The 26,475-nt window shown below is 65.2% G+C and carries 24 protein-coding genes; 6 read left to right on the top strand and 18 right to left on the bottom strand.

The features are described 5' to 3' along the window. Positions 1-120 precede the first annotated feature (120 nt). The 10 genes from ACFW3F_RS17995 to ACFW3F_RS17950 all read right to left on the bottom strand — a co-directional run bounded on the left by ACFW3F_RS17995 (position 121) and on the right by ACFW3F_RS17950 (position 10,502). The gene (locus ACFW3F_RS17995) at positions 121-891 is read right to left on the bottom strand and encodes a hypothetical protein (RefSeq protein ID WP_388059734.1); all 771 of its coding nucleotides are present in this window, start codon (positions 889-891) and stop codon (positions 121-123) included. A 98-nt stretch (positions 892-989) separates the two neighbouring features. Further along, complete coding sequence (locus ACFW3F_RS17990) at positions 990-1,943, bottom strand: MlaD family protein (protein WP_388059732.1); 954 nt, start codon at positions 1,941-1,943, stop codon at positions 990-992. Beyond that, positions 1,940-2,956 carry an MlaD family protein gene (locus tag ACFW3F_RS17985; protein ID WP_388059730.1) on the bottom strand — a complete coding sequence of 339 codons (1,017 nt, stop codon included), beginning with the start codon at positions 2,954-2,956 and terminating at the stop codon, positions 1,940-1,942. Before ACFW3F_RS17985 ends, ACFW3F_RS17990 begins: the two co-directional genes overlap by 4 nt. Further along, the gene (locus ACFW3F_RS17980) at positions 2,953-4,014 is read right to left on the bottom strand and encodes an MlaD family protein (protein ID WP_388059728.1); all 1,062 of its coding nucleotides are present in this window, start codon (positions 4,012-4,014) and stop codon (positions 2,953-2,955) included. The genes ACFW3F_RS17985 and ACFW3F_RS17980 overlap by 4 nt, the downstream gene beginning before the upstream one ends. Further along, on the bottom strand, positions 4,014-4,997 hold the full coding sequence (locus tag ACFW3F_RS17975) for an MlaD family protein (RefSeq protein WP_388059736.1): 984 nt from the start codon (positions 4,995-4,997) through the stop codon (positions 4,014-4,016). The genes ACFW3F_RS17980 and ACFW3F_RS17975 overlap by 1 nt, the downstream gene beginning before the upstream one ends. Continuing rightward, positions 4,994-6,001: an MlaD family protein gene (locus tag ACFW3F_RS17970; RefSeq protein WP_388059726.1), complete on the bottom strand. Its 1,008-nt coding sequence runs from the start codon at positions 5,999-6,001 to the stop codon at positions 4,994-4,996. Before ACFW3F_RS17970 ends, ACFW3F_RS17975 begins: the two co-directional genes overlap by 4 nt. 1 nt (position 6,002) lies before the next feature. After that, the gene (locus ACFW3F_RS17965) at positions 6,003-7,088 is read right to left on the bottom strand and encodes an MlaD family protein (protein WP_388059724.1); all 1,086 of its coding nucleotides are present in this window, start codon (positions 7,086-7,088) and stop codon (positions 6,003-6,005) included. A gap of 1 nt (position 7,089) precedes the next feature. Then, positions 7,090-7,953, bottom strand: coding sequence for an MlaE family ABC transporter permease (locus ACFW3F_RS17960; protein ID WP_388059722.1), 864 nt, complete (start codon positions 7,951-7,953; stop codon positions 7,090-7,092). Positions 7,954-7,957: 4 nt separating this feature from the next. Next, complete coding sequence (locus tag ACFW3F_RS17955) at positions 7,958-8,818, bottom strand: ABC transporter permease (RefSeq protein ID WP_388059720.1); 861 nt, start codon at positions 8,816-8,818, stop codon at positions 7,958-7,960. A 292-nt stretch (positions 8,819-9,110) separates the two neighbouring features. Further along, a complete protein-coding gene (locus ACFW3F_RS17950) occupies positions 9,111-10,502 on the bottom strand; it encodes an aldehyde dehydrogenase family protein (protein ID WP_388059718.1) in 1,392 nt (463 codons plus the stop codon). 169 nt (positions 10,503-10,671) lie between these two features. Between ACFW3F_RS17950 and ACFW3F_RS17945 the strand changes: the two genes are divergently transcribed. Continuing rightward, on the top strand, positions 10,672-11,472 hold the full coding sequence (locus ACFW3F_RS17945) for an enoyl-CoA hydratase/isomerase family protein (RefSeq protein WP_388059716.1): 801 nt from the start codon (positions 10,672-10,674) through the stop codon (positions 11,470-11,472). Between the two features lie 13 nt (positions 11,473-11,485). Here ACFW3F_RS17945 and ACFW3F_RS17940 read toward each other — a convergent pair whose 3' ends face one another. Genes ACFW3F_RS17940 through ACFW3F_RS17930 form a run of 3 tightly spaced genes read right to left on the bottom strand, consistent with a single transcriptional unit; the run spans position 11,486 to position 14,390 of the window. Next, positions 11,486-12,781 (bottom strand): TetR/AcrR family transcriptional regulator, encoded by a 1,296-nt coding sequence (locus ACFW3F_RS17940; RefSeq protein WP_388059715.1) that lies wholly within the window; start codon positions 12,779-12,781, stop codon positions 11,486-11,488. Positions 12,782-12,828: 47 nt separating this feature from the next. Next, positions 12,829-13,653 (bottom strand): alpha/beta fold hydrolase, encoded by an 825-nt coding sequence (locus tag ACFW3F_RS17935; RefSeq protein ID WP_388059714.1) that lies wholly within the window; start codon positions 13,651-13,653, stop codon positions 12,829-12,831. Continuing rightward, positions 13,650-14,390: a nitroreductase gene (locus ACFW3F_RS17930; protein ID WP_388059712.1), complete on the bottom strand. Its 741-nt coding sequence runs from the start codon at positions 14,388-14,390 to the stop codon at positions 13,650-13,652. Before ACFW3F_RS17930 ends, ACFW3F_RS17935 begins: the two co-directional genes overlap by 4 nt. 193 nt (positions 14,391-14,583) lie before the next feature. Here ACFW3F_RS17930 and ACFW3F_RS17925 point away from each other — a divergent pair, with 193 nt between their 5' ends. Both ACFW3F_RS17925 and ACFW3F_RS17920 read left to right on the top strand, forming a co-directional pair. Beyond that, positions 14,584-15,906 (top strand): oxygenase MpaB family protein, encoded by a 1,323-nt coding sequence (locus tag ACFW3F_RS17925; RefSeq protein WP_388059711.1) that lies wholly within the window; start codon positions 14,584-14,586, stop codon positions 15,904-15,906. Further along, positions 15,903-17,060, top strand: coding sequence for a CaiB/BaiF CoA transferase family protein (locus ACFW3F_RS17920; protein ID WP_388059709.1), 1,158 nt, complete (start codon positions 15,903-15,905; stop codon positions 17,058-17,060). Before ACFW3F_RS17925 ends, ACFW3F_RS17920 begins: the two co-directional genes overlap by 4 nt. A 57-nt stretch (positions 17,061-17,117) precedes the next feature. Here ACFW3F_RS17920 and ACFW3F_RS17915 read toward each other — a convergent pair whose 3' ends face one another. Both ACFW3F_RS17915 and ACFW3F_RS17910 read right to left on the bottom strand, forming a co-directional pair. Further along, a complete protein-coding gene (locus ACFW3F_RS17915) occupies positions 17,118-18,257 on the bottom strand; it encodes an acyl-CoA dehydrogenase family protein (RefSeq protein WP_388059707.1) in 1,140 nt (379 codons plus the stop codon). Positions 18,258-18,278: 21 nt separating this feature from the next. After that, entirely contained in the window at positions 18,279-19,454 is a 1,176-nt protein-coding gene (locus tag ACFW3F_RS17910) for an acyl-CoA dehydrogenase family protein (protein ID WP_388059705.1), read from the bottom strand. Positions 19,455-19,560: 106 nt separating this feature from the next. On the opposite strand from ACFW3F_RS17910, the gene ACFW3F_RS17905 reads away from it, so the two are divergent. Continuing rightward, positions 19,561-21,582 (top strand): flavin-containing monooxygenase, encoded by a 2,022-nt coding sequence (locus ACFW3F_RS17905; RefSeq protein WP_388059704.1) that lies wholly within the window; start codon positions 19,561-19,563, stop codon positions 21,580-21,582. Positions 21,583-21,633: 51 nt separating this feature from the next. Then, complete coding sequence (locus tag ACFW3F_RS17900) at positions 21,634-23,478, top strand: AMP-dependent synthetase/ligase (RefSeq protein ID WP_388059702.1); 1,845 nt, start codon at positions 21,634-21,636, stop codon at positions 23,476-23,478. Here the strand turns inward: ACFW3F_RS17900 and ACFW3F_RS17895 are convergent. The 3 genes from ACFW3F_RS17895 to ACFW3F_RS17885 form a co-directional block, all read right to left on the bottom strand. Continuing rightward, complete coding sequence (locus ACFW3F_RS17895; protein WP_388059700.1) at positions 23,457-23,750, bottom strand: hypothetical protein; 294 nt, start codon at positions 23,748-23,750, stop codon at positions 23,457-23,459. The two genes, ACFW3F_RS17900 and ACFW3F_RS17895, sit on opposite strands and share 22 nt — an antisense overlap. A gap of 124 nt (positions 23,751-23,874) precedes the next feature. Beyond that, a complete protein-coding gene (locus ACFW3F_RS17890) occupies positions 23,875-24,705 on the bottom strand; it encodes an enoyl-CoA hydratase-related protein (RefSeq protein ID WP_388059698.1) in 831 nt (276 codons plus the stop codon). After that, a complete protein-coding gene (locus ACFW3F_RS17885) occupies positions 24,702-25,514 on the bottom strand; it encodes a crotonase/enoyl-CoA hydratase family protein (RefSeq protein ID WP_388059696.1) in 813 nt (270 codons plus the stop codon). Before ACFW3F_RS17885 ends, ACFW3F_RS17890 begins: the two co-directional genes overlap by 4 nt. Before the next feature lie 141 nt (positions 25,515-25,655). Here ACFW3F_RS17885 and ACFW3F_RS17880 point away from each other — a divergent pair, with 141 nt between their 5' ends. Next, positions 25,656-26,444, top strand: coding sequence for an SDR family NAD(P)-dependent oxidoreductase (locus tag ACFW3F_RS17880; RefSeq protein WP_388059694.1), 789 nt, complete (start codon positions 25,656-25,658; stop codon positions 26,442-26,444). Positions 26,445-26,475 lie beyond the last annotated feature (31 nt).

Genomic DNA, 26,475 nt, shown 5'->3' with positions numbered 1-26,475 from the left:
CACCTCCCCCTCCGGCAGGGTCAGCGAAACATCACGCCAAATGTTCTGCGAACCGAACGACTTGGTGAGTCCTTCGACACTGACCTCAACACCCATGTCCTTCTCCAGCTCTCGTAGTCGTCAGTTGCCCGGAACAGGCGGGGCAGCGGGTGCGGGTTGGCCGGCGGGCGGGTTCCCCGGGATCGCCTGTTCCCCGTCAGGGTCACCGTTGCCGGCGCTGTCGGCATCCAGGTTCGATCCGGTGCTGCTGATCGCTGTGATCAGCCAGTTCTGGCTCTTGTCCATCGTCACCCGGTAGGTGGCCGTGGACTCGATCCCCGAGGGCGCCTGGACATTGGTCGTCTGCACGTTGACGAAGGCAACGACCTGGTAGGTGTCGCCGTCGACCGATTCGACTTTGGCGGCGATCGGCTGCGCGGTCGAGGACCACTGCAGCGGACGCAGGAGCTGTTCCATCTGGGTCGACGCCCGCCGGAGTCGCTCGGAGAGTTCTGGGGACGTGCCCTTGGTGAGCAGGGTCCGCCACTCATCGGGGTTCTCGAAGCTCATGTCGGCAGCACCGGTGGCGTAGTCGAGCGCGACCTTCTCGGCCGCCGCGTTGTCGGCGGCGGTCGCCTCCAGCCGGTCCACCTCGTCCGACGCGCTCATCCACTGCCAGCCGAGCAGCGCCATCGCTCCGACGACGAGTACCGCGACGGCTCCGATCAGTATCGATCGCAGCGACACCGACGTCGCGGCCAGCCCCTTGGTCTTCGTGTGTTCGGTGCCCTTGTCGGGTGCCGCCGTCGATGTCTCGTCGGGTTCTGGCTTCGTTGTCCCGTCGTCTGCCGGCGAGGTGTTCTCGTCGGTGCCGGATTCGGTGCCCGTATCGGTGGTGATGGTTTTCGTCATCGCCGCTCTCCTGTCGGTGTCTGCTGAACGATCTGTGCCGGAACGGTTGTCACCGTCCACTGCGGGATCCCGCTTCGTCGCGCGGGTGTCGGTCACCGTCACCCCCCTGCCGGGATGCGGACTTCCAGTGCCCCGGAATCAGTCGCGTTGATCAGGTTGTCCAGTACGCGGCCCACGTCGACGGTCCGTAGAGATGCCGCGCCTGATCGAGTGGCCGGCAAGAGATTGTCACCGATGATCTTGAGGTCCGCGCCACTGTCGTCGAGGAACTTCTGCAGGGCTGCGACCAGCGGCGTCGCACCCTCGGTGATGCCGGTGTACATGGGCCCACTCCAGTCGATGGCGTCCTTGACACCCGACTCGAGTTCGGCGAAGCCGATTCCGAACCCGGCCAGGTGCGGAGTCGTCGCCCGCATCAGTCCCGGTACTGCCTGTGATCGCATGAGCAGCGGCTGCATGGTGGCCAGCAACGTGGTGAGTTCGTCTGCCCGAGCGGTGAACTCTGCTGCCAGCACGCGCCCGGCCTTGTTGAGATCCTCGATGACCTCGATCCCGTCGGGCAGTCCCATGTCGAGTTCGGCGAACACACGCTGGACCTTGTCGGGGTCGGTCTGTCCGAGCACCTCGGTGACCTGCTCGGACAGATCCTTGAAGGTGGCCGCGTTGGAGACGTTCTCACCCTGGATGTAGGCGTTGTCGGCAAGATAGGGACCGGCGGACGTGGTCGGCATCACCGCGACGTAGGCCTCCCCGAGCGCCGAGAGGTTGTCGACGCGGAAGTTGCTCTCGACCGGGATGTTCTCCGTGTTGTCGTAGTTCCAGGTGATCTCGGCACCGCGAGAGGACTGCGAGATCTTCGTGACGTGACCGATCTCGATGCCGCGCAGCAGAACTCGAGAGCCGACGAGAATCCCGTTCGTATCCGACACCGTGATCGTCGCGTGCCGGGCAGAGGGGGAGTTCACGTGCAGCCCCACACTGAGTATGTAGGCGATCGACAGCCCCGCGATGGCCAGCATGGCCAGCACCGAGACCCGGGTCTTGGTGATCATCGGATCGCTCCCAACATGCGCAGCAGCATCTTCGCGTCGCCCAGCAGTTCCTTCTTGCCGGCCGCCTGGACCGAGGGGGCCTCCACCGAGGCGATGTTGACCGACGGCTTCTTGGCGAACGGGATGAGCGTGTCCTCCAGGAACGTCGCCATCGCCGCCCCGGTCGCGGGTGCCTGGTCCCACATCCCGCGGCCGGCTTCGGCCGCATCGGCAGTCGAGTTCAGCAACGGCACGAGGAAGAGGCCGCCGGTGAACACCGACCCCACAGAGGGCAGCAACGTACTGATGTGGGCCACCAGAGTTTTCGCCACGGTCTTCCAGTAGTGCTCGCCCTGCTCGGAGAACACGTGCTCGATCTGCTGTCGGCTGTCGGAGAAGGACCCGGCCACCGCGTTCAGGCTGTTGAGAGTGCGGTCGAGTTGCCCGGTGTGGCGCGAGAGATCATCGAGGTCCTTCGACACCGTGGTCGCGATGCTCCGCACATCCTTGATCGGCGGCATGGTGCGATTCAGCGTCGCCATCGTGTCCTGGACCTTCTGGATGCTGCCGCCGTTGATGAAGTAGGCAAGGACCGCGATGGTGTCCTCGAGCGGTGGCGGGGATGTCGTACGGTCGCTCGGGATCACGCTGCCGTCGCGTAGCAGCTCACCCCCACCGCCGCCGGTCGGCGGTTGAAGCGCGAGGTACGTGTCGCCGAGCGGCGTGTTCTGCCGGATGATCGCCGAGGAAGCCGCGGGAACCGGACGGTCGTCGGTCAGACCGACCACCACGTCGACACCTGCGTCGGTGGTCTCGGTGGACTGCACCCGGCCGACCTGGATGCCGTTCATCATGACGTCGGCCCCGTCCGGCAGGTTGAGCACACTCGCGAACTGAAGTGTCACCTCGTAGTCCAGCGGCACACTGCTCTTCACCGATGGCAGCCGGTTGGGACTCAGCGCCGAACAGCCGGTGAGTCCGACCACGAGCGCGAGCAACACGGCCAGGCCGAGCGCGGTTCGTCTACCGATCATTTCTGGAGACCCGCCTTCTGCAACAGGATGGACAGTGCGTTGACAGGTGCCGCCTTGCCGCCTCCGACGTCGATCTTCGGTGCGACATAGGGCACCGACAGGGCGCCCGAAACCGATTCCTGCTGGCGCATGGCGGCGGCGACCGACGGTGTCATGGCCATGAGTTGCCCGAGTTCGGGAGCCCGCTGGGCGCCGTAGGCGATGATGTCCTCGACCGGTCCGTGGAGCAGTGGCCACAGGATGTCCTCGCCGTAGTTCCGCTGGATGTCGTACATCAGCGCGATCGTCCAGCCGATCCCCCGGCAGAACCTGGCGACGTCGTAGAACAGGGTCGTCCCCAGCTGCGTCACCGAGGGCATCTGGTTCATGATCGACATGATCTGGTCCCAGTTCTTCACCGCGTCGTCGGTCAGCGGTGCCATGTCCCGGATGGACGAACCGATGTCGGCGACGAACGCGTCGGGATTCTGCGCCGCGCGGGCCGCGTTCTCGAACATCCGCGACGCCTGCGGACCGGTCCCGGCGAAGGCGCGGTCGGCGCCATCGAGTGCGGTCTCCAGATCATCACCACCATTGTCCGACAGCGACTTCAAGAAGTCCGACGCCGACGCGGCAACCTCGGAGATGCTCTTCGGGGTGAACGAGTTCTCCACACCGATGCATCGCCCTTCCGCCAACGCGGGGCCGCCCGAATAATTGCCGACCAGCTCCAGACTCCGGTCGGCCAACAGCGACTTGGATCTGGTCACGGCCTTGACGTCGGCGGGGTATGTCCGTCCGGGGTCCAGCGAGAACGTGATCCGTACGTGGTCACCACGGCTCTCGATCCGGTCGATCGCACCGACACGGATTCCCATCTGGGTCACGGGATTTCCTTTGTAGAGGCCGATCGTATCGGTCACGTCGACACAGAACCCGTCGCCACCGGGCGCACTGTCGTCGACGCCGGTGGCACCCGCCGAGGTCAACCCGATCGTGGTGATCACACCGAGCAACACCACCACCGTCCCCAGCGACATCGCGATACGCCGTTTCGACGACCCCACCAGCGCTCTCATCAGCAGTTCCTTCCGGGAATGGGGATGCACACGTTCTCGGTCCACAGGGTGCCGCCGCCGACCTGACGCATCCCCTCGGGAGTGATCCACTGCGCCAGCTTCTTCCGCGTGTCCATCAATCCGTCGATGGCGGGCCCGAGCTGTTGTTGCAGGCGGATGATCGTGTCCTTCATCTGATTCACGTGCGTGGAGACCAGTTCACTGTGGTTGAGGTAGAACCGCATGAACGGAGCAAGTTTCATGAGGACGTTCGCGAACAGCTTGTAGGCGTAGTTGAAGCCCGCGGAGTTGACGTGGTACGTGCTCACGACCATGTCGATCTTCCGGATCAGCTCGAAGACGAACTCGCGATTCCCGTTGAACGTCTGTAGGTATTCCGAAGCCAGCGAGGCGATCTGGTGGACCTGGCCGCGCTGCTTGTCGAACACCGAGGTCACCGACTCGAGCCCGGCCACGATGGAACGCAGCGAGGTGTCGTTTCCGTCCAGCGCACCGGCGACCTGATCGAGGTTCGCGTTGACCTCGCGGGTGTCGACCGTGTCGGTCGTACCGGGCACGGCTTGGATCACGTCGCCGATCGAATACGGAACGGTCACCCGGCCGGCCGGGATCGGGGACGTGAGTTCCTCCCGACCGAGCGGGATCATGGTGATCGCGTATCCGCCCACCGGCGTGAGCATCCGGACCTCCATCTTCGTCTGGTCGCCCACGAACGTGTCCTTGTCGATACGCGCAGTGACCTTGACCCGATCCGGTTGGAGCGCAACCTCCGACACCTTGCCGATGCTGATGCCTGCCACGCGCACGTCCTGCCCGGACTCGATCGCCGACGCGTCGGTGACCTCGAAGGTGATCGTCTTCTGGCCCGGCGGACGCAGATAGATGATCGCGAGAGTGCCGAGGAGCGCCACGACCACGATCACGACGATCACTCCGAGGACTCCGTCGTTGGACGTGAATCTACGAATCCCCTTCTGGTTCATCGATTGCACAGGACCACCTCGCTACCGGACATCAGGACTCGCACATCGGATGGGATGTGGGCGCGACCATTGGCGCATTCCTTGCTGAAAGACGCGTGCGTATCGATGCCACGCAGGCCTGCAAGAGCATTGGGCATCAGCTGGAAGGACTTCAGCGCTTCCTGCATGGACGAGAAGGAGTTCTTGAGGAACACATCGACATCGAATTCCTCGTTGACACCGAGCGCCACCAGAAGCCTCTCGATCGGTTCGAACAGTGCCGGCCCCGCACTCGCGGTCACCGCGAACTCGTCCAGAACCGTCATGGCGTTGCTGATCGGCAGATCGACCGCCTCCAGGAAGCCCATCACCTGCGGGGATCTGCCGCCCATCGTGTCCGCGATCCGGGACAGATTGGTCGTCAGCGTCGAGATGAGCTGCTGGCGGTTCTCGGCGAATCGCGCAAGCTTCTGGGTGCTCTCGAGCATCGGCCCGAGCCCGCTGCCGTCACCTTGAAGAAGAGCGATGGCGTTCTCGCTGAACTGGTTGACCTCATCGGCGTTCATCGTGGTCAACACCGGCTGGAGTCCGTTGAACAGCGAGGTGATGTCGAAAGACGGAAGTGTCTGCGCGGTCGTCGCGTGGCTCACCATGCGTCCCGGTGTCTCACCGGGCTGCAGGTCCAGATAGCGCACCCCGGTGAGGTTCTGGTACTTGATCGCCAGGGTCGAGGTCGATGTCAGCTTCTGGCTGTCATCCATGGTGAACTCGACGTGCGCGAAGGGCGTTCCGTCGTCGTTCCGCTCGAGATCGACCGAGACGATCTTACCGATTCGCTTGCCGCGGAACCGGACGTCGCCATTGTCGTGCAGACCCGAGGCGTCGGTGAAGTCGGCCCGGTAAGTCACCACGCTGGCGTCGACCGGATTGCGCATCGCGTTCACCACGAGGATGAACAACATGACCGTGACCGCCGCGACCACTGCGACCTTGGAGCCGGCGATGACTGTGCTACGAGATGCCATCTCAATTACCTCCTGCTCGTTCGGCGTCGATGGATCGCATGCGTTCCAGCGGACCCGACACGGCGGGAACACTGTCCAGCAGGAGGCGAAGCTGCAGCGTCTTACTCGCGTCATCACCTCGGAAACTGTTGCGCAACTGCTCGATTGCCTTTCGTGTCTTCACCATTGATGCACCGCCGCCGATCATCTGCGGTACAGGGTCGATCAGATACTTGAACGAGGTGACCAAGGGCGTCAGATCGGCCGCATGGGAAGAGAGGAGCACGCCGACCGCACCGAACAAACCGTCCGAGGCCACCGTCAGCGAACGGTCCATGAGTTCGTGGTAGGCCTCGTCGACACCCCGCGAGCCGTCGGGCATCTTGTTGAAAACGCTCCCCGTGATCGCATCGAGCGCCTTCATCGCCTCTCGGTTGAATCCCGGGAATGCCTCGGCGAGGTCGTTCATCTCGCGCAGCAGTGTGCTGGGCATGTGCCGTTGGGTCCGCGCGACCTTGTCGGTGAAGATGATCGCGGTCTCGATCAGCGGCGACAACCCGTCCGCATAACGCATCACCTCGTCGAGGCTGTCGATCATGTCTCGTGTCAGCGTTCCGTCGACGACGATCGAACTCCGCTCGATCATCGTCGACATCGTGAAGTCGGGTGCCGAGGAACGGCGAAGGGTCTGCCCGCTGGTGAGCTCTGCCCCGCCCGGCATCGCGATGAGGTTGACCGCGGTGACGCCGAAGTAGTTCTGCGGACGGTAGTCGACCTCGAACGAATCCGTGAGGCTCTCGGCGGCCTGCGGGTCGAGCACCACGTCGACGTGCACGACGTCGGGGTCGGTGGAGTCGATGGCGGTCACTTCGCCGACTTCGGCGCCCCGCAACAGTATTCGGCTCCCCGTGTCCACACCCGGTCCGAGCGCGGGCAACACGAGGTGTAGGTCGGTGCCCTTGGGCGCGGTGACCCGCGGGTAGACCACGGCGAAGACCGTCACGATGACGGCGATGACGGCGATCGCGATGATGCCGGCGCGTACCAGCGTCCGCGTCTGGCCGCGAGCGTCTCCGCGGAGGAAGTCCTGACTGCTGTATGACGACACGTCAACCCCTGAACGGAAGGACCGGATTGAGGCCCCAGATGGCCACGGTCATGAGGAAATTGAGGACAACGATGGCTACCAGGCTGGCTCGGATCGCCCGCCCGGACGCCGCGCCGACACCCGCCGGTCCGCCGGAGGCGAAATACCCGTAGTAGCAGTGGATGATGGTGATGACCGCACAGAAGATGAGTGCCTTTGTCACCGACGCGAGTAAGTCGGGTATCGACACGAATTGGGCGAAATAGTGGTCGTAGGTCCCCTCGGGTTGGTCGTGGAAGAGCTTCACGATCAGTCCGCCCGTGAGGAAGCTGACGACCAGTGCCATCAGGTAGCTGGGCAAGACCACGAGCATCCCGCCGATCAATCGGGTCCCGACGACGAACGGGATGGCGCGCAGACCCATGGTCTCGGTGGCGTCGATCTCCTCCGAGATCCGCATCGCGCCGATCTCGGCGGTCATCCGGCATCCCGCCTGAGCCGCGAACCCGATGCCGGTGATGATCGGCGCGACGACACGGATGTTGCCGAACGAGTTGATGATTCCGGTCAGCGCGCCGAAGCCGAGAAGGTCGAATGCCATGAAGGCCATGATCGCCACGACCGATCCGACGGCGATCCCGAGGAAGAACATCAGGCTCACGACACCGCCGTCGACGATGATCGACCCGCTGCCCCAGGCCATGTCGTTCATGGTCTTCATCGTCTGCTTGCGGTAGTGCCGGATCGTCGTGGGTAGCAGGGCGAATGTCTTGCCCACGAACAAGACGATCTGGCCGAGTGTTGCGAACGCGTTGGTGAAGCGTTCGCCCACCGAACGGCCCAGCCGGCTCAGTCCGCCGGATCGAGGAACTGTCTGTGTTGTCATCTCGTCACGCCAATCGAGCCGGGAAGAACATGGCCTGCAGCTGGCTGACCGCCATGTTCGTCATGAAGATGCAGAGGACGCTCAGGACCACCGAGGCGTTGACCGCGTTGGCAACACCCTTCGGTCCGCCCTTCGCCTCGAGCCCGCGCAGGCTGGCGATCACCACGACGATGAACGCGAACAGGACCGACTTGAGCACGGAGAACATCAAGTCCGTCGGGGTCGCGAAGGTTCCGAAGGACTGCCAGAAGCTGGCCGGGACCACGTCGTTCACGTTGGCCGAGATCGCCAGTCCGGCAGCAACTCCCGACGCGATGATCATGACGCACAAGGCCGGGGCAATGGCGAGCATCGCCAGGAATCGGGGCACGATGAGCCGCTGGACCGGATTGACGCCGATGACCCGCATCGCCTCGATCTCCTCCCGAATGGACCGCGCGCCGAGGTCCGAGGCGATCGCCGATGCCGCGGCGCCGCTCATCAGGAGACCGGCCGCCATGGGCGCGCCCTGGTTCACGACACCCAGGCCGGAGGCGGCGCCGGCGAGCGAGTTCGCGCCGACCTGGTCCATGACACCGCCGACCTGCACCGAGACCTCGGCGCCGATCGGTACCGCCATGAGAAGTGCGGGTAGCGCGGTGACCTTGAACAGCTTCCACATCTGATCGATCACCTCGGCACCGGCCAGGCGCAGCGAGATCGCGTCGGTGATCGCGAACCGGATCATCTCCATCGCAAGGCGCGCCGACCGGCCGATGGTCGCCAGGCTGCGTGTGATCCGGTCGATCACGCCGCCACCCACCCTGCGGAGTGCGTCAGCCGACCTCACTCCTGGACTGCGCTCACCCAGAGCACTGACGGTCATTGATGATCCTCTCGAGTTGTCGCGAAGCGATCCGCGTCGGTAGTGCTCGGGTTTCGGTCCGCCTCTGAATATCTGGGACGTTTGACCACCCTGTGGCGCGCCACGGCGACCACGTCGCGCGATAGCGGGCTGTGGCCTAAAGCCTTTAGTTCATCTACTGTGACCCCCGACACGTCGGCAGGTCTGAGGCTAGCAGACATGAGACGTATTCTGTCAAGTGTCAGCAGCTCGGGTTCGCGAGACGAGGCCGCGATGAGGCCGATCGGCCACCGGCAGCGCCCCGGCGGGCGGATCAGCCCATCAGTCGACGCAGCACCTTCTCCATGACGCGACCGTAGGGCGGATAGGTCGCTGCCAGATCCGGGCGAGCGGGCTTGCTCAGAACCGCCTTGCGGTGGCTGAAGGTGTCGAACCCATTCCGCCCGTGGTAGTTCCCCATCCCGGAAGCACCCACACCGCCGAACGGGAGCTCGGGGACGAGAAGCTGATACAGCAGGTGATTCACCGACACCGAGCCCGACGACGTTCGCGCCACGACCGCGTCCGCAACAGCCTTCGACTCGGTGAAGAGATACAGCGCAAGAGGTTTCGGTCGAGAGTTGACGAAGGCGATCGCGGCATCGAGGTCGGGTACCGAGATCAGTGGCAACACCGGACCGAAGATCTCCTCCTGCATCAGTTCGGAGTCCGGATCAGGATCGGTGACCAGCGCAGGCTTGATCGTCCGCTTGGCGTCGTCGATCTCACCGCCGTACTGTTCGCCGCGATGCGTCTGGAGTGCACGTCGTAAGCGGTCGACGTGACGCTGATTGACGATGCGAGTGGTGTCATGCGCACCGCGCAGGGGTAGCTCCTCGAGCAGTCGCGCGACCAGCGCCGGCCGCACCGATTCTTCGACGAGGACATAGTCGGGGGCGGTGCACGTCTGGCCGGCGTTCACCGACTTCGCCCACGCGATTCGTCTCGCGGCGACGTCCAGATCGGCATCGGCGGTCACGATCACCGGACTCTTACCCCCGAGTTCGAGAGTGACCGGCGTGAGATTTCGAGCGCTCGCCTCCATGACCGCGCGGCCGATCGACGTCGAACCGGTGAAGAAGGTGTGATCGAACGGCTGAGCCGCCAGCGCGGCACTGATCTCCGCATCCCCCAATACGACGCGGACTGCCCCGGCGTCCAGGTAGCGCGGCAACTGCTCGGACAGCAGCCGTGCGGTAGCCGCCGACAGCTCCGACGGCTTGACCACCGCGGCGTTGCCCGCGGCGAGCGCGCTCACCAGCGGGTGGAGCGTCAGCAGAATCGGAAAGTTCCAGGCGCCGAGGATGAGCGCGACACCTTTCGGCTCGGAGACCACCCACGCCTTGCCCGGCGCGGTCGCCGCACTCATCCGGACCTTCTCGGGCTTCATCCACCGCGCCACATTGGCGAGCGAGTGCCGGATCTCGTGTCGGACAGGTGCGACATCGGCCATGAACGTCGCCATGGGCCCGCGCCCCAGATCGGCTTCGATCGCGGCCGCAATCGCCGGCTCACACTCGTCTATGAACCGCAGCAGTCCCTCGAGTTGGGCGACGCGCCACGAGAGCGGTCGCGTACGACCGCTCTCGTAAGCGGACCGCGCCCCGACCAAGGCCGATCCGGATTCGGTGGCCGCTGCGCTCGTCGACATCTCGGTAACACTCATCGTGGCTTCGCTTTCCGGTGCTTCGGGGACCCACCCATCGGGCTGGAGTATGCGGCGAGCATACAGAGTGTTCAGACGTGATGTCAATCACTTCGCCGCCCGCATGGGACGCCCGACCCACAGACCATACATCTTGTATGGATTCTCCGTCCGGCCTATCGTGGGACCCATGATCGACTGGGCCGTCAGCTCACACTCGGAAACGCTCGAGATCGCCGAAGGCGACGGTGTCCGTCGCCTGACTCTGTGGCGTCCGACGTCGCTCAACGCCTTCGACGAGAAGCTCCAACGCGACTTTCTCGGTGCCGTCACCGCGGCTGCGAACGATGACACCGTGCGGTGCGTTCTCATCACCGGTCGAGGTCGCGCATTCAGCGCGGGAGCGGATCTCGCGCTCGACGATGTCGGTCCGGAAGTCCGGCTGGCGCCGCGGACCGAGCGTGAACTCACGCGGTTCTACAACCCGATCGTCCGAGGGTTGCGCGAGATGCGAAAGCCGGTCGTGGCCGCGGTGAACGGTCCTGCGGTTGGCGTCGGTTGCGCCGTCGCGGTCGCATGCGACCACGTCGTCGGGGCGAGGTCGTCGTCGTTCACACTGGCGTTCTCACGAGTGGGTCTCACACTCGACGGTGGTGCATCGCTACTCGTCGGTGCACGGGTGGGATTCGGCCGCGCGTCGCGGATGGCGCTGCTGGCCGAACGAGTCGATGCCCACACCGCGTTCTCCTGGGGGCTGATCGACGCGGTGGTCGACGACGCGGTTCTCGCCGACCACGCCGAGTCCGTTGCCCGGAAACTCGCTGCCGGACCCACCGAGGCCTACGCCGCGACCAAGCACAGTCTGAACGCCGCGCTTCTCCACCGCCTCGAGGATGCCTTCGAGGTCGAGGTCGCAGGTCAGACCGCCCTTGTCGACGGCCCCGGTTTCCGAACCGCGATCACCCGGTTCTCCACCGGCGCGAAGGGCTGAATGCGACTGTGCTTCAGCGCTTTCCGTAGATCGACGCGTACATGAATCTCGCCACCATGTCGGTGACCGCGTCGATGTCGTCGAGATGCGTCTCGCCGGCGAGCGATCCCGCGATGGTGCGCTCGATGGTCCACAGCAGCGTGGCTGTGTACTCACTGGCCGGCGGGCCCGCCGGCGCCAACCCTCGTGCTCGATCGGCGACGATGATCGACTCCAGGGTCGTCTCCATGGCGTTCATGGCGGCGAGGTACTCGGCGCGCAACTCCGGCAGGCGTGGCCACTCGTGCACGGCGTTCTTGATCACGGCGCCCGCGTGCCCGTCGAGATGCAGCCACTGTCCGACCTGCTCGAGCAGAGCCGACGGGTCCTGCCGATCGACGTCGGCAACCGCGGTCAACGCGGCGACGATCTCGGCCGCCGCCTGGCGGAACAGAACGACAAAGGCGTCTTCTTTGCTCCGGAAGTAGAAGTAGAAGGACGCGCGAGAAATGTTCGACTGCTTCAGGATCTTCGCGACGGACAACTCGGCCAAGGTCTCGGTGAGCAGTAGTTCGCGCATGGCCTGGAGGATGTTCTGCGCCGTCTCGGTCTCCACCGCAGGGTTGTCGATCGAGGGCAGCAGCTCCCGCCTCGCGTCGGCGGCATCACTCGCCTTCTTGCGTCGACCCTTCGGCACCGTTCGGCCGCCGTAGATGGCCGCTTCGTTGATCGCGCTCAGCGACGTGGTGACACTCGCCGCCGCGGGGAGCCGGTCATCCAGCCCCCGCGTGCTGACGTAGAAAGCTCGCTCGGAACCGCCGACCAGCATCGAGGCCAGCATCTCCGCGGGAGCGCCGTCGGGAGCGCGTCCCTCGGCTCGCTCGAACTTGATCTGTTCTGCGACAGCCGCGACGAACTGCTCGAACATCCGCTGCCACGCCGCCGCAACCGCGGGCTTGCTGTGCATGTGCTCGATGACCGCGCAGATGACCGCGCCGTGTCGCGACCACATCTCGAGCGTGTGCTCGAGACTCGAGCCCATGCGACGCGCCCGGTCACGTCCGGGATCGGTGGACCACGGCGCGTCAGCTCCGTACGACTCGTCGAACACTCGTCCCAGAAGCGCCACCAGGACGTCGTACTTGTTGGCAAAGTAGTGGTAGAAGTTGGCCCGGGACAGACCTGCGGTCTCCAGGATCTGAGCAACGGTCAGATCCTGGAGAGAGGTCGAGGTGAGCAGTTCCTCGGTCGCCCGGAACACCGCGAGCTCAGCAGAGGAACTCCCGTCGTAGTCACGGGGGCGCCGCCGCACAAAAGAACTCGATGCCATAGCGGCATCATACTCGATGTCCGGACACGACGTCTGCCCGTGGGATGTCACGTCACGCGCGACCGCACCGCACTCACTCCGCGGAGCAATGCCGCGTCGAAGTCGTCCGGGCACTCCAGCATCGGATAGTGCCCGACGTCGAGCCCCACGAGTGTGCTGTCCAGTCGCTCGCGCACCCACCGTGCACCGCGAACCGACAGCGCCGGGTCCGCGGTACCGATGATCTGGGTCACCGGTACGGAGAGATTCTCGAGCAGGTGCGTCTGTTCGGTGCACATCAGCGTGCGCAGGGCAGCGCGGGCGGCCCAGCTGGGCGTTTGCAGCGAGATCCGGTGCAGCCAGTCCAGGATGTGCGGGTCAGGCGCGCCGCCCTTGAACGGATCACCGACGGCCTGCCGCCGCAGGGAGATGCGGTCGGCGTGCTCAGCGGCGAGCAGACTCTCCAGAGGCCCTTCGGGGCGCACACCGAAGGGGAAGTTCGCAAACCGGGCCGCCGCAACGCCGTTGGTGGCGACCAACACGAGAGACCGTGTGAGATCGGGGCATTCATGCGCCAGGCGGAGGGCGACCATCCCTCCCAGCGACCAACCCACGAGGGCGGTTGCGCCCAGGCCACGCTGCTCGATGACCTCGAGGGCATCGCGGTACAGGGAGTCGATGTCGTAACCGTCCAGGGGTGCATCTGATCGTCCGTGTCCTCGAAGATCCATGGCGACGACCCGGTGACCGCTCTCGGCCAGCACCCGTATCTGCCGGTCCCACACCTCGCCGCTGAGACTCCAGCCGTGGATCAGCAGGACGCCCGGACCGTCTCCGACATCTCGGACCGAGATCCGGATGCCGTCCTGCGTTCGCACGAACTGCTGAGTCATGAGTCCGCACCCCGGTGGAAGGTCGCCACCTCCGCGACCGACTGCCTACTGGTGCGATACGCGTTGACCGGCGCGTCCCCGTCGGGGTAGCCGAACGAGATACCCACGACCACTTGCCGTTCGGGCTTCAACCCGAGGTAGTCCCGGATCACGGGCGACTGCGTCGCCAGCGCCGCTTGCGGGACGGTCGCGATCCCGAGCTCGTGGGCCGCCAGGATGAAGTTGCTCACGAACAATCCACAGTCGATCGCTCCGTAGGGACCCAGTGCCGCCTCGGTCGTGACGATCGCTACATGCGGCGCACCGAAGAAATCGAAGTTGCGCAGCATCTGTCGGGCCGAGCCGGCCCGGTCCGACTTCTCGATACCGAGGCTTGCATAGAGCTGCAGGCCGCTCTCTCGGCGACGCTCCTGGTAGACGCCGTCATATGCAGCCGGGAACTCGATGTCGGGATTCTGCGCAGGTCCGTCCGCGATCGCGGCCCGCAAGGCCTCGCGCAAGCCTTCGGCGGCACCCCCGCTCAGCACGTCGACGTGCCACGGCTGGGTGTTGCACCACGAGGGAGTCAGCCGCGCCACGTCGAGCACTCGCTCGATCTCGGCCGGTGGTACCTCGCGGGCGAGGAACTCGCGGCAACTCCACCGGGATTCCAGCAGCTGACGCAAGGTCCGGTGCGGCAGCGATTCCGGAGGCGGCGCCGCCGATGGATTCTTCGAGTCCTGGGACAGCGGCGACATCGATACTCCTCGTTGTGGGGGACGGGGCGACGCGTGCGACACGGATGACCGCGGGCACATCGCGTCACAGACCGGCAGACATGCGGCCAGACAATCAGTGTAGACACAGTGTTCAGTTCGGTCTACCCTCCTGTGTAACGACGATCACACGAGGTCGGCGTACCGATCACCCACCACCCACCTAGGAGGCGCGATGACGATCACCGAGCCACACACGCAGCCGGTCAGTTTCCGCGGCGATCTCGACGTTCCGCCGGGACTGCCGCGCGGAATCGACTTGGGACGAATTGCGAACAAGGACAGGGCGATCGCCATGTACGGTCGCGACCTGGTCGAGAAGCTGACCGACCACGCCCTGCTCGCCGACGACTATGCCTACGCGGCGATGCTCGACTTCAAGGACAAGTCCAACAACTCGACGTGGCGCACCTTCGACCAAGCCCTGGATCACGGTATCGATGCGATCGACGACCCCAGCCCCGGACTGATCGCGCTCTTCGACCAGCTCGACCACATCCCCGACTGGGTCGATTTCGACCAGCTCTACCGCGGTGCGGTCGCTTTCTGGCGGGCCGGCCCGATCGTCCCTCCCGTCCTCGCCTGGGGTGCGATCGCCGGGGGTTTCTCCATGTACAGCGCGACCCGGCCGGTGCTGTTCAGCGGTCGGCTTCGCGAGCAGGACAAGGTGGGGACCAGGCTCATCGAGAGCTTCCGGTACGTGGTCGCGGCATACACACCCGGTGGGATGGCGCGCTTCGAGGAGGGCTTTCGTCTCACAGCGAAAGTCCGCATGATCCATGCCGCGGTTCGTCACAGTCTCGGGCGGTCCGACCACTGGGACTGGGCCGGCTGGGGCATTCCGATCAACAACTTCGACAGCATGGTCACGCAGGCAGGCCAGTTCGGCGTGAAGTTCACCGACGCGGTCCAGTCCTCGGGAATCCGTTTCAGCGACCGCGAACTCGAGGACATCTTCGCCCTGAGCCGTTACGTGGGATACGTGATCGGCGTTCCCGAGGACATTCTGCACACGGACTATGAGGACGCTCGTCGCAAGACCGATCTGCACACGCTGGTCGAATTGCCGCCGGACGAGCTCTGCCACGACGTCGTCCACTCGATCATCGAGTACAGCGTCGAGAACCCGCCCGGCGACGTCGAGGTGCTGCCGGGTCCGGTGGCCAAGTTCATGACGAACGAGCGTCGCCTCAAACTCGCATATGGTTTGTTGCACTCGTGGATTCCGCCGCACGTCATGGATGCCCTGGGCGTCGAGAAGACCGGTTGGCGGCATATCCTGCCGACGATCAGCCCACTCGTCACACTCGCCGATCGTGTCGGACGGGTGCTACCGCACGATGACGAGAAGGCCGCGTTCAGCATGCTTCGACAGTTCAACGACGCGATCAAACTCCCCGACGGCGCCAACAAGGAGATGGCCGTGGCCAATCCCGACGAGGTGCATGCGGACATCGCCGCGAACAAGGGCGGCATGCCGGTGGTCGCGAAGAAGTGAACGCATCGTCCACCCCGCCGCTGGCCGGCACCCGCATCATCGAGCTCGCGGGCATCGGCCCCGGCCCGTTCGCGGCGATGATGTTGGCGGACATGGGTGCCGAGGTCATCACCGTCGACCGACCCGGGGGAAACCCCTGGGCGGTCGGCGGTCACGGCATCCTCTTCCGCAGTCGCCGACACGTCGCGGTCGATCTCAAGTCCGACGGGGGCGCTGACGTCGTGCGTCGCCTCTGCGCAGACGCCGACGGGATCATCGAGACCTTCCGCCCCGGCGTCGCCGAGCGCCTCGGCGTCGGGCCTGAGGACTGCCTGGAGCGCAATCCGGATCTCGTCTACGGTCGCATGACGGGTTGGGGCCAGACCGGTCCGATGGCCCAGCTTCCCGGCCACGACATCAACTACATCGCGCTCACCGGCGCCCTGCACCAGATCGGGCGTAAGAACGAAAAGCCGGTTCCACCACTGAATCTGATCGGAGACTTCGGCGGTGGCGGGACGTTTCTCGCGTTCGGCATGCTCGCCGGGATCCTCTCCGCCCGCGCTGGTCACGGAGGTCGGGTCGTCGATGCCGCCATGATCGACGGGGCTTCGGCCCTGATGGCGATGTTCCACTCGTACCGCGCCGAGGGCGACTTCATCGAGGAACGAGGCGCCAACCTGCTCGACACCGGCGCCTTCTTCTACGACGTCTACGAGACCAGGGATGGCAAATGGGTGAGCATCGGCGCCATCGAGAACCAGTTCTGGGCCGAGCTCTGCGATGTCCTGAACCTGCCCGATGCGATGCGGCACGACCATCTCGACTCGAAGCGATGGAATGAGTACCGCGTCATTCTCGAGAAGCGCGTCGCCGAATACGACCGGGCCGAACTCAACGCGCTGTTCGAGGGTCGAAACACCTGCTACGCAACGGTTCTGACAATGTCCGAGGCGGTCGAGCACCCACACAATCGAGCACGGGACACCTTCGTCACGATCGGCGATGTCGTCCAACCCGCCCCTGCACCGCGATTCGATGGCCACCCGCCGACGTCGCCTCGTCCACGTCGCGCGCCCGGCGCCGACACCACAGCGGTACTCGGCGAGGCAGGCTACTCCTCCGCCGAGATCGAATCCCTCCTCGCCGACGGCGTGGTCGATTCGACTCCATGACCTCGGTGGTTGCCCGGTCGAAAGTTCTTCCCGGGCAACCACCGATTCAAACCTGGCTCACAGACCGAGCGAGCGGCCCACGATCTCGCGCATGATCTCGTTCGTACCACCGTAGATTCGCTGCACTCGTGCGTCCCGCCACCGTCGCGCGACGTCGTACTCCTCCATGTAGCCGTACCCACCGTGCATCTGCAGGCAGGTGTCGAGAGCGGAGAACTCCAGCTCCGTGGTCCAGAACTTCGCCCCGGCCGCCTCGGCAGCGGCGAGTTCGCCGGCATTCTGCGCCTCGATGCACCGGTCGACGAACACACGCGCTATCGACACCTGCGTGGTGAGTTCTGCAAGAGTGAATCGGTTGGCTTGGAAACTGCCGATGGGTTGCCCGAACGCCTTGCGCTCCTTCGCATACGCGACCGCTGTCTCGACTGCGTGCTCGGCCTGCGCAACGGCGACCACTGCCATCGACAACCGCTCCTGGGCGAGGTTGCGCATCATGTAGTGCAGACCCTTGCCCGGTTCGCCGAGAACGTCTGCGTCGGAGATCAGTACGTCCTCGAAGAAGAGTTCGGCTGTGTCCTGGGCTTTGCGCCCGATCTTCGCCAGCTTCCGGCCGCGTTCGAATCCATCCTGGTCGGCGGAGACCACGAAGAGGCCGAAACCTCCGCCGTCGTCCTCCGGTATCCGTGCCGCCACGATGATCAGGTCGGCCTGGATGCCGCGGGTGATGAAGGTCTTGGACCCGCTCAGCCTCCAACCGCCCTCTCTGCGAACGGCAGTCGACTTGATGGCACGCAGGTCCGAGCCAGTACCCGGCTCCGACATGGCGATCGCGATCGCCGTGTCGCCACTCACGATGCCGGGCAGCCACCGCTCCTGCTGCTCTGGAGAGGCGATGTCGAGGAAGTAGGGCAACACGATGTCGTTGGTCAACGAGAACCCGTCGCCGACGGTCCCGGTGCGGACCACTTCCTCGTTCAGGACTGCGTTGAACCGGAAGTCGCGCAAGCCGGCGCCGCCATACTCCTCGGGTGCCGCGAAACCGACCAGGCCCTGATTCGCTGCCGCGGTCCAGAAATCGCGCCCGACCTCGCCGGCTGCCTCCCAGTCCGCGGTGTGCGGTACGGCCTCGGAGAGCAGGAAGGCCCGGACCGTGTCACGGAATTGATCGTGCTCGGTGTCGAAAAGTGTTCTCTTCATGTGTTGTGTTCTCGTAAGCCCTCACCGGAAGAGGGACTTGCCGATGATCTCCTTCATGATCTCGTTGGCGCCGCCGTAGATTCGCTGCACGCGCGCGTCGACATAGGCTTTGGCGATCGGGTACTCGGCCATGAAGCCGTAGCCGCCGAACATCTGCAGACACCGGTCGACGACGCGACCCTGGACCTCGCTCGTCGCGAGTTTGGCCATCGCGGCCCGATCGGCGGTGAGGGTACCGGTCGTGTGCTGGAGCAGGCAGTCATCGACGAAGGCGCGGACGACCTCGGTCTGCACGAAGGCGTCGGCGAGAGTGAATCGGGTGTTCTGATTGGCCGCCAACGGTTTCCCGAATGCGGTTCGGGTACTCACGTAGTCCCGCGCGAGCTCGACCGCGCGTGCCGCCGCAGCCGTGCTCGCCACTGCGATCGTCAGTCGCTCTTGCGGGAGGTTGGTGACGAGTGCACGGAAACCCCCACCTCGCTCACCCAGCAGGTTCTCCTTGGGGACCCGCGCGTCCTCGAAGAACAACTCGGCGGTGTCCTGCGCATGCATGCCGATCTTCTCCAGGTTGCGCCCACGCTGGAAGCCCGGGGTGTCCCGTTCGACGACCAGCAGCGACAGACCGCCGTGACGGTCACCGTCGTTCTCGGTCCGTGCGGCGACGATGATCAGATCGGCGTTGATGCCATTGGAGATGAACGTCTTCGAGCCGTTCAGCACGTAGTGGTCGCCGTCGAGGGTTGCCGTGGTGGAGATGCCGGCGAGGTCCGATCCGGTCCCCGGCTCGGTCATCGCGATGGCTGCGATGAGTTCCCCGGACACCAGACCCGGCAGCCACCGCTTCTTCTGCTCCGAGTCGGCGTACCGCTCGAAGTAGGGCACGCAGATGTCGTTGTGCAGATTGATCCCGAACGACATCACACCCGCGTCGGCGACCTCTTCGGCGATGACCGCGTTGAACCGGAAGTCCTCGGTGCCGCCGCCGCCGAACTCCTCGTCGACCGACATCCCGAGGAACCCGTGCGAGCCGGCTTTCTGAAAGAGTTCCCGTGGGATCCGCCCCTCCTTTTCCCAGTCCTCGTAGCCCGGGACGACCTCGGTGTCGAGGAACCGGCGAAAGCTCTCTCGGAAGGCCTCGTGCTCGGGTTCGTACACACTTCGTGCGCCTGCACGGGGACGATTCGCGGTGACTGTCATCTGTCTGTCCTGTCTGTCGATCGATGGGAAAGGGGAGGCCGCGGTGCTCGGCCATCGGAACGAATGTGATTGACGCCACGTCTGAACACATTGTATGGTCTCGTGTATGCCAGAGTCCAGTTCCCCCCGCCTCGCCCCCGAGTGGAGCGGCGTTCCCGATGGTGCATTCCGGCCCGACGCCGACTTCACCGACGAGCAACTCGAGCTCGCACTGAGGAACGCCAATCTCCCGATCCTGTTGGGTTCGCTGGCTCTACTGACCGGCGATGACCGCTGGATCGAGGCTCCGTACCTGCCGACCGCCCCTCCCGATCTCGGCGACCACGACACCGGAGGCTTCGAACCCGAAGTCGCCGAACACATTCGGCGTGAGGCCGCCGCAACGCTTCGCGCGTGGCGCGATGGCGACCTCGAAGATGCCGACGCACCGGCCCCCGAGCGACTGTCACGAATCCTCTCGGTGATGCTGGCCGAGCATCTCCCCGACGACTATGGGCAGCTCCTGGGCGAGGAAATGGGCCTGTACCGTCGCCATTCGGTACCGCGGACCGCTCCGACAGATGGCTTCCGAGTCGCGATCATCGGTGCGGGGATATCCGGACTGGCGATGGCAATCCGCCTGCAGCAGGCCGGAATCGACTACGTCCTCATCGACAAGAACGACGACGTGGGCGGCACGTGGCACGAGAACGTGTATCCGGGCTGCGGGGTCGACACCCCGAGCTATCTCTACGCTCTGTCCTTCGACCCGAACCCGGAGTGGTCCAGCTACTTCGCTCCGCAGGAAGAGCTCGCGGCCTACTGGCGAGCACTGGCCGAACGCCATGGTGTCCTAGCCCGTACACGTTTCTCGACGGTGGTCGATCAGGCCGAGTTCGACTCGACCACCGCGGGCTGGACTCTCGACCTTCGATCGGTTCGAACCGGTGAGATCGAGAGTCTCACCGCGACGGTCGTCGTCAGCGCGGTCGGACTCCTGAACCAGCCGAGCATCCCCGGTCTACCCGGGCTCTCGGATTTCGAGGGCCCCGTGCTGCATACGGCGCAGTGGGACCCGGCGGTCGATCTCCGGGGCAAACGCGTCGCGGTCATCGGCACAGGTGCGAGCGCCATGCAGTTCGTTCCCACCGCTGCCGAGGACGCAGCCGAGGTTCGGGTGTTCCAGCGGACTCCGCAGTGGGCGATGCCCCATCCGCTCAAAGGGCAACCGGTCGACGACACAGCGCACTGGTTGAACAAACACGTACCGTTCTATCTCGCGTGGTATCGCGCCCGCTTGTTCTGGCGGATGGGTGACAAGGTGTGGCGCCTCCTGCAGGTCGATCGCGACTACCCCCATCTCGGACGTGCGATCAACAAGGGAAACGACCGGCTCCGCGCCATGCTGACCTCGTACATCGAGAACGAACTCGCCGATCGCCCCGACCTTCTCGCGAAGAGCCTGCCCGACTATCCGCCCTACGGAAAGCGACTGCTGATCGATGCCGGTTGGTTCCGTACGCTTCGTCGCGAGAATGTCGATCTCGTCACCACCGGTATCGACACGATCACCACGAACGGCGTTCGCACCGAGGATGGTTCGGAGTACGACGCCGATGTCCTGGTCCTTGCAACGGGTTTCAAGTCGGTAGACGTCCTGGGGTCGCTCACGGTCCGTGGTCGCGATGGGCGGACACTCCGAGAGGTCTGGGGTGCCGACGACGGCCGTGCCCACCTCGGTATCAGCGTGCCCGGATTCCCCAACTTCTTCTGCCTGTACGGCCCCAACACCAACACCGGTCACGGCGGCACGGTCATCGCCGGCACCGAGATGCAGATCCAGCACGTCTCGGCATTGATCAGCGCGATGGTCGATGAGCGATTCGACTCGATCGAGGTGCGCCCCGAGGCGTTCGACGCCTATAACCGCGAGCTCGACGAGGCCCTCGAGGACACGGTGTGGCACTTCGGTGGTACCACGACGTACTACCGCAACGCGCGGGGAAGGATCGTCACCAACAGCCCCTGGCGGTATGTCGACTACTGGCGTCGTGTCCACGAACCCGACTTCTCCGAGTTCATCACCACGCGCGGCATCGAGACGACAGCGCAGGAATCGTCCGGCGGCGCCGGACAACTCACCCACTGAGCCCGACCCGCCCCCACCTTCTCGTCCCATCGCAATCGAGGCAAAGAAACGATGACACACGCACCTCAGGCTCTGTCCGCACCCGTTGCCGCCCCGGGTATCTCCGCCACCACGCTCGTCGGGGCCTTCCAGGCCACGGCCGCCAGTCGGCCCGACTCCACCGCCCTGAGCGCCTTCGGTGAGGAGCGATCGCTCACCTGGTCCGAATACCGCACGGCGGTTGAGGAAGTGGCCGCCGGACTCGCCGATCTCGGCGTCGGACACGGCGACACGGTCGCCATCATGCTGCCGAACAGCCCCGAGTTCCACATCGTCGACATGGCCGTCTTGCACCTGGGCGCGACGCCGTTCTCGATCTATCTCACCTCGGCGCCGGATCAGATCAGCTACCTGTTCGACAATGCCGGAAACGCCGTAGTCGTCGCCGACTCCGCCTTCCTCGACATCCTCCAACGCACCGCCGCACCGGCCGTCAGGCACATCGTGGTCACGAACCCGGCCGGCGAATCCATGGTCCATGACAACGGCCCCGCGACGATCACGCCGCTCGATGAGCTCCGCAGCCGCCGCCCCGCGGGCTTCGACTTCGAGAAGACCTGGCTTTCGGTCCGCGCCGACGATCTGGCCACGCTCATCTACACCTCGGGCACCACGGGAGATCCGAAGGGCGTCGAACTCACCCACGCCAATCTGATGTTCGTCATGTACACCTGCAACCTGCGTTTCCCGTTCGCCGTCGACGGTGCGGCCATCAGCTACCTGCCCACAGCGCACGCCGCCGATCGCGTGTTCTCGCACTACCTGGCGACCGTGACGGGCTGGCCCATCACCACTGTTCGAGATGCGACAACCGTTTTCGGCGCGGTCGCCGAAGCTCACCCGACCTGGTTCCTGGGCGTGCCTCGGATCTGGGAGAAACTCCGGGCGGGTCTCCTCGCACGATTCTCGGCGCTACCGGACGGCCCGCGTGATGCGACCTCGGCCGCGCTGGAGGCAGCGATCCGCCTGGTACAGATCGAGCAACGCCGAGAACCGGTTCCGGCAGATCTACAGGACGCCGTCAGCGTCGCCGACGAACGCATCTTCGCCGACCTCCGGGCACAACTCGGACTGGACCGCGTCGCACTCCTCATGACCGGAGCAGCGCCGATCGCGCCGGCAGTACACGAGTTCTTCCTCGCGCTCGGCTTGCCGCTACAGGAAGGCTTCGGGATGTCGGAGACCGGCGCACTGGGATTCACAAACATCCCCAGCGACATCCGCGTGGGCAAGGTGGGCCTGGCCCAACCGGGCACCGAGGCCAAGCTCGCCGACGACGGCGAGCTCCTGTTGCGCGGCCCGCACGTCATGCGCGGTTACCGAAAGGCCCCCGAGAAGACGGCCGAGGCGATCGATGAGTTCGGCTGGTTGCACACCGGCGACATCGCGCAGATCGACGACGACGGATGGGTCACGATCATCGACCGCAAGAAGGAACTCATCATCAATGCGGCAGGAAAGAACATGTCCCCGGTCAACATCGAGGGGACGCTGAAGAGCGCGTCGCCGCTGATCGGTCAGGCGTGCGTGGTGGGTGATCGCAGGCCGTACAACATCGCGCTGATCGTTCTCGATCCCGACGCCGCACGCACCTTCGCCGCCGCGCACGGTCTGGCCGACGCCACACCGTCGGCACTCGTCGGCAACGAGTCCCTGCGCACCGAGATCGACGACGCGGTCGCGCGGGCCAACGCGCAACTCTCCCGCGTCGAGCAGGTCAAACATTATCGACTCCTCGCCGACGAGTGGCTGCCCGACTCCGAGGAACTCACCCCGACGATGAAGCTCAAACGGCGCGGTGTCGCAACGAAGTACGCGGGAGTCATCGAGGACATCTACTCGTCGACTGCCCGCTGACCAATCGCCACGACGCCGATGCCCGGAGCAGCACGATGAAGATCATTGTCGAAACACACACCGTCCGCGTACTTGATCGAAAGAACCTGCAGAGTCTGTCCGTCAACATTCATGTCGGCGCGACTGAGGCCTCCGAGCGATTGCGTCACCGTGGAATCGGTTACGTCGATGGCGACTTCGCCTACCTGAACGCTCGGTGGCTCCAGGCCCTGAGCGACGACCGGCGCTGGCACGAGGAGATCCGCGAGGTGCTCTCGTTCGCCGAGTGCCACGGCTGGTTCGATGGAGTGTACCTGCGCGCTCGTCTCGATATCGGACCTCCGGCGCGTGGCCGGCGGCGAGTCAGCGAACGAGCACTGCACTGACGGACAGTGGCCCGTTCCAGGGCCAACGCAGTTACCCCAGTCCGGACACTCGATCCGGGAATTCCGGCACACGCTTGTCGAGGAAGGCCCGCACGCCCTCCTGTACATCGGCCGAGAGGCCGCGCCGATACAGCACCTCCGATTCGGCTCGGTGGGCCTCCTCGGGGCCCGACGCGCCGAGTGCTCCCCAGAGCAACGACCTCGTGAGGGCGACCGACACCGGCGCAGTCCCGGCGACCATCTCGTTCGCGACCGCCAGTGCACGTTCCAGGACCTGTTCGGCGGGAACCACTTCGCGCACGAGGCCCCGATCCAGAGCCTCAGAGACCGGCACCATACGTCCGCCCAAGGTCCATTCCGCTGCCGTCGAGATGCCCACCACGCGTGGGAGGAACCACGTCGAGCACGCTTCGGGAACCAGACCGCGCCGCGTGAAGACGAACCCGAACTTCGCGGTGTCCGCCGCGATCCGGACGTCAGCGGGAAGCGTCATGGTGACGCCCACCCCCGCGGCGGGTCCGTTGATGGCGGCGATGACCGGCTTCGTCGACCGGTAGATACGGAGCGACACCTGTCCGCCCGCATCCGCCGGAGCGGCACCGTCCTCGCCGAGTTCGGCGGGGAGAAAGGTGTCGCCGCCGTGCTCGAGGTCGGCCCCAGCGCAGAAGGCGCGACCGGTTCCGGTGAGCACGACCGCGCGTACATCGTCGTCGGCGTCGCAGGCATCGAACGCCTCGATGACGCCCACCCGGATGCTCTCGGTGAACGCATTGAGTCGCTCCGGGCGGTTCAACCGCACGATCGCGATCGCACCGATCCGCTCGACCACCACTTCTCGGGACACGTCCGCTCCGCTGCTCATCGACCCGTCCATTTCGGTGCGCGCTTCTCGGCGAAGGCACGCGGCCCTTCCTTCGCATCGTCACTGGTGAAGACGGTGCGGATTGCCGAGTAGTTGATCTTCCACGACTCGTCGTCCCATCCGCGCTGCGCTTTGGCCGTCTCGTGCATGACCCGCTTGCTCTCGGAGACCGCGAGAGGCGCATTGGCGGCGACCTCGGCAGCCAGGTCCAGAGCGACAGCGAGAGCGGTACCCGACGGCGCCACCGCGTTCACCAGACCCAATTCGTATGCGCGCGCGGCCGAGACGGGTCGCCCGGTCAGCGCGATCTCGGCCGCCACCTTCTGCGGGATCTGCCGGTGGATTCTCAGCAGTCCGCCGGCGGCGGCGATGAGACCCCGCCGCACCTCGGGCAGACCGACCGATGCCTCCTCGTCGATCACCGCGAGGTCGGCCGCGAGCACGATCTCGGTTCCACCGCCGAGCGCGAAACCGTTGACGGCTGCGATCACCGGTTTGGGTATGTGGTGCCGCACGATTCCGGCGAAGTCCCATTCCCGATGATCGGGGTCATCTATCCGGCGTCCAGCCGCGATCTCCTTGAGATCGGCTCCGGCACAGAAGGCCCGGCCCGCACCGGTGATCACGACGACGCGCACCTCCGGGTCGAGCGCCGCCTTCTCGAGAGCGGCTCCGGCGGCGACGGACAGTGCGGAGTTCACGGCGTTCATTGCTTCGGGCCGGTTGAGGGTGATGATCGCGATGTGTTCGCGCACCTCGTACTCGACAACGGATGAACTGTGTCCGGAATCGGTCTCGCTTGCTGCCATGGGCATCCTCCTGATTCGTGATCCGCACTCGTGGACAGGAGGGTCGCACGGCCCGGCATCGTCATAAACCTTATTCTGTTAGATTAAATTCGACAACCTCGGTGGACTCGCCCGCGGGGTCGTTCAGACGAGAGGAGCCTTATGGACATGCACCCGTCCGCCCCGACCACCCCGTTTCTCGACCTGTTCCGCCTGGATGGACGGGTGGCGATCGTGACCGGCGCCGGTTCGGGACTCGGCGCGGGTTTCGCCCGTGCACTCGCCGAAGCGGGGGCCGACGTGGTGGTGACCGGTCGCCGACCCGAGCCGCTCCGCGAGTCGGCCGTCGCCGTACGCGCGACCGGCCGACGCGCACTCGACGTTCCCGGTGACGTGTCCGATCAGAAGCAGTGCGAGTCCGTGGTCAGGGCCGCGATGGATGCGTTCGGGCGGGTCGACATCCTGATCAACAACGCCGGGCTCACGCACACCGCCCCGGCCACACGCGAACTCCCCGAGGACTTCCGCGCGGTCCTCGACGTCAACCTCCTCGGCAGCTACTGGATGGCGCGTTCTTGTGCACAGGTGATGCGTCCCGGTTCCAGCATCGTCAACGTGGCGAGCATGCTCGGACTCATCAAATCCGCACTGCCGCAGGCCGCCTATTCATCGAGCAAGGCCGGCGTCATCGGTTTGACGCGCGATCTGTCCAACCAGTGGTCGGGACGCAAGGGCATCCGGGTGAATGCGGTGACACCGGGTTTCGTCGAGACCGACATGATCGCCGAGATGTCAGACGACGCTCGCGCCGACTTCCTACACGGCTGCTCACTCGGACGGATGGGCACTCAGCGCGAAATCGACGCAGCCGTACTGTTTCTCGCCAGTCCGGCGGCCTCGTACATCACCGGGTCGACGCTGGCCGTCGACGGCGGGACGTCTGGACACTGACGGTCCGGCCCCTTCTTGACCTCGTCCGGGT

It is taken from the genome of Gordonia sp. NPDC058843 (assembly GCF_042743165.1).
GTDB lineage: Bacteria > Actinomycetota > Actinomycetes > Mycobacteriales > Mycobacteriaceae > Gordonia.
Note: the sequence above shows the minus strand (reverse complement) of the source record. Positions and strands in the feature narration are given on the sequence as shown.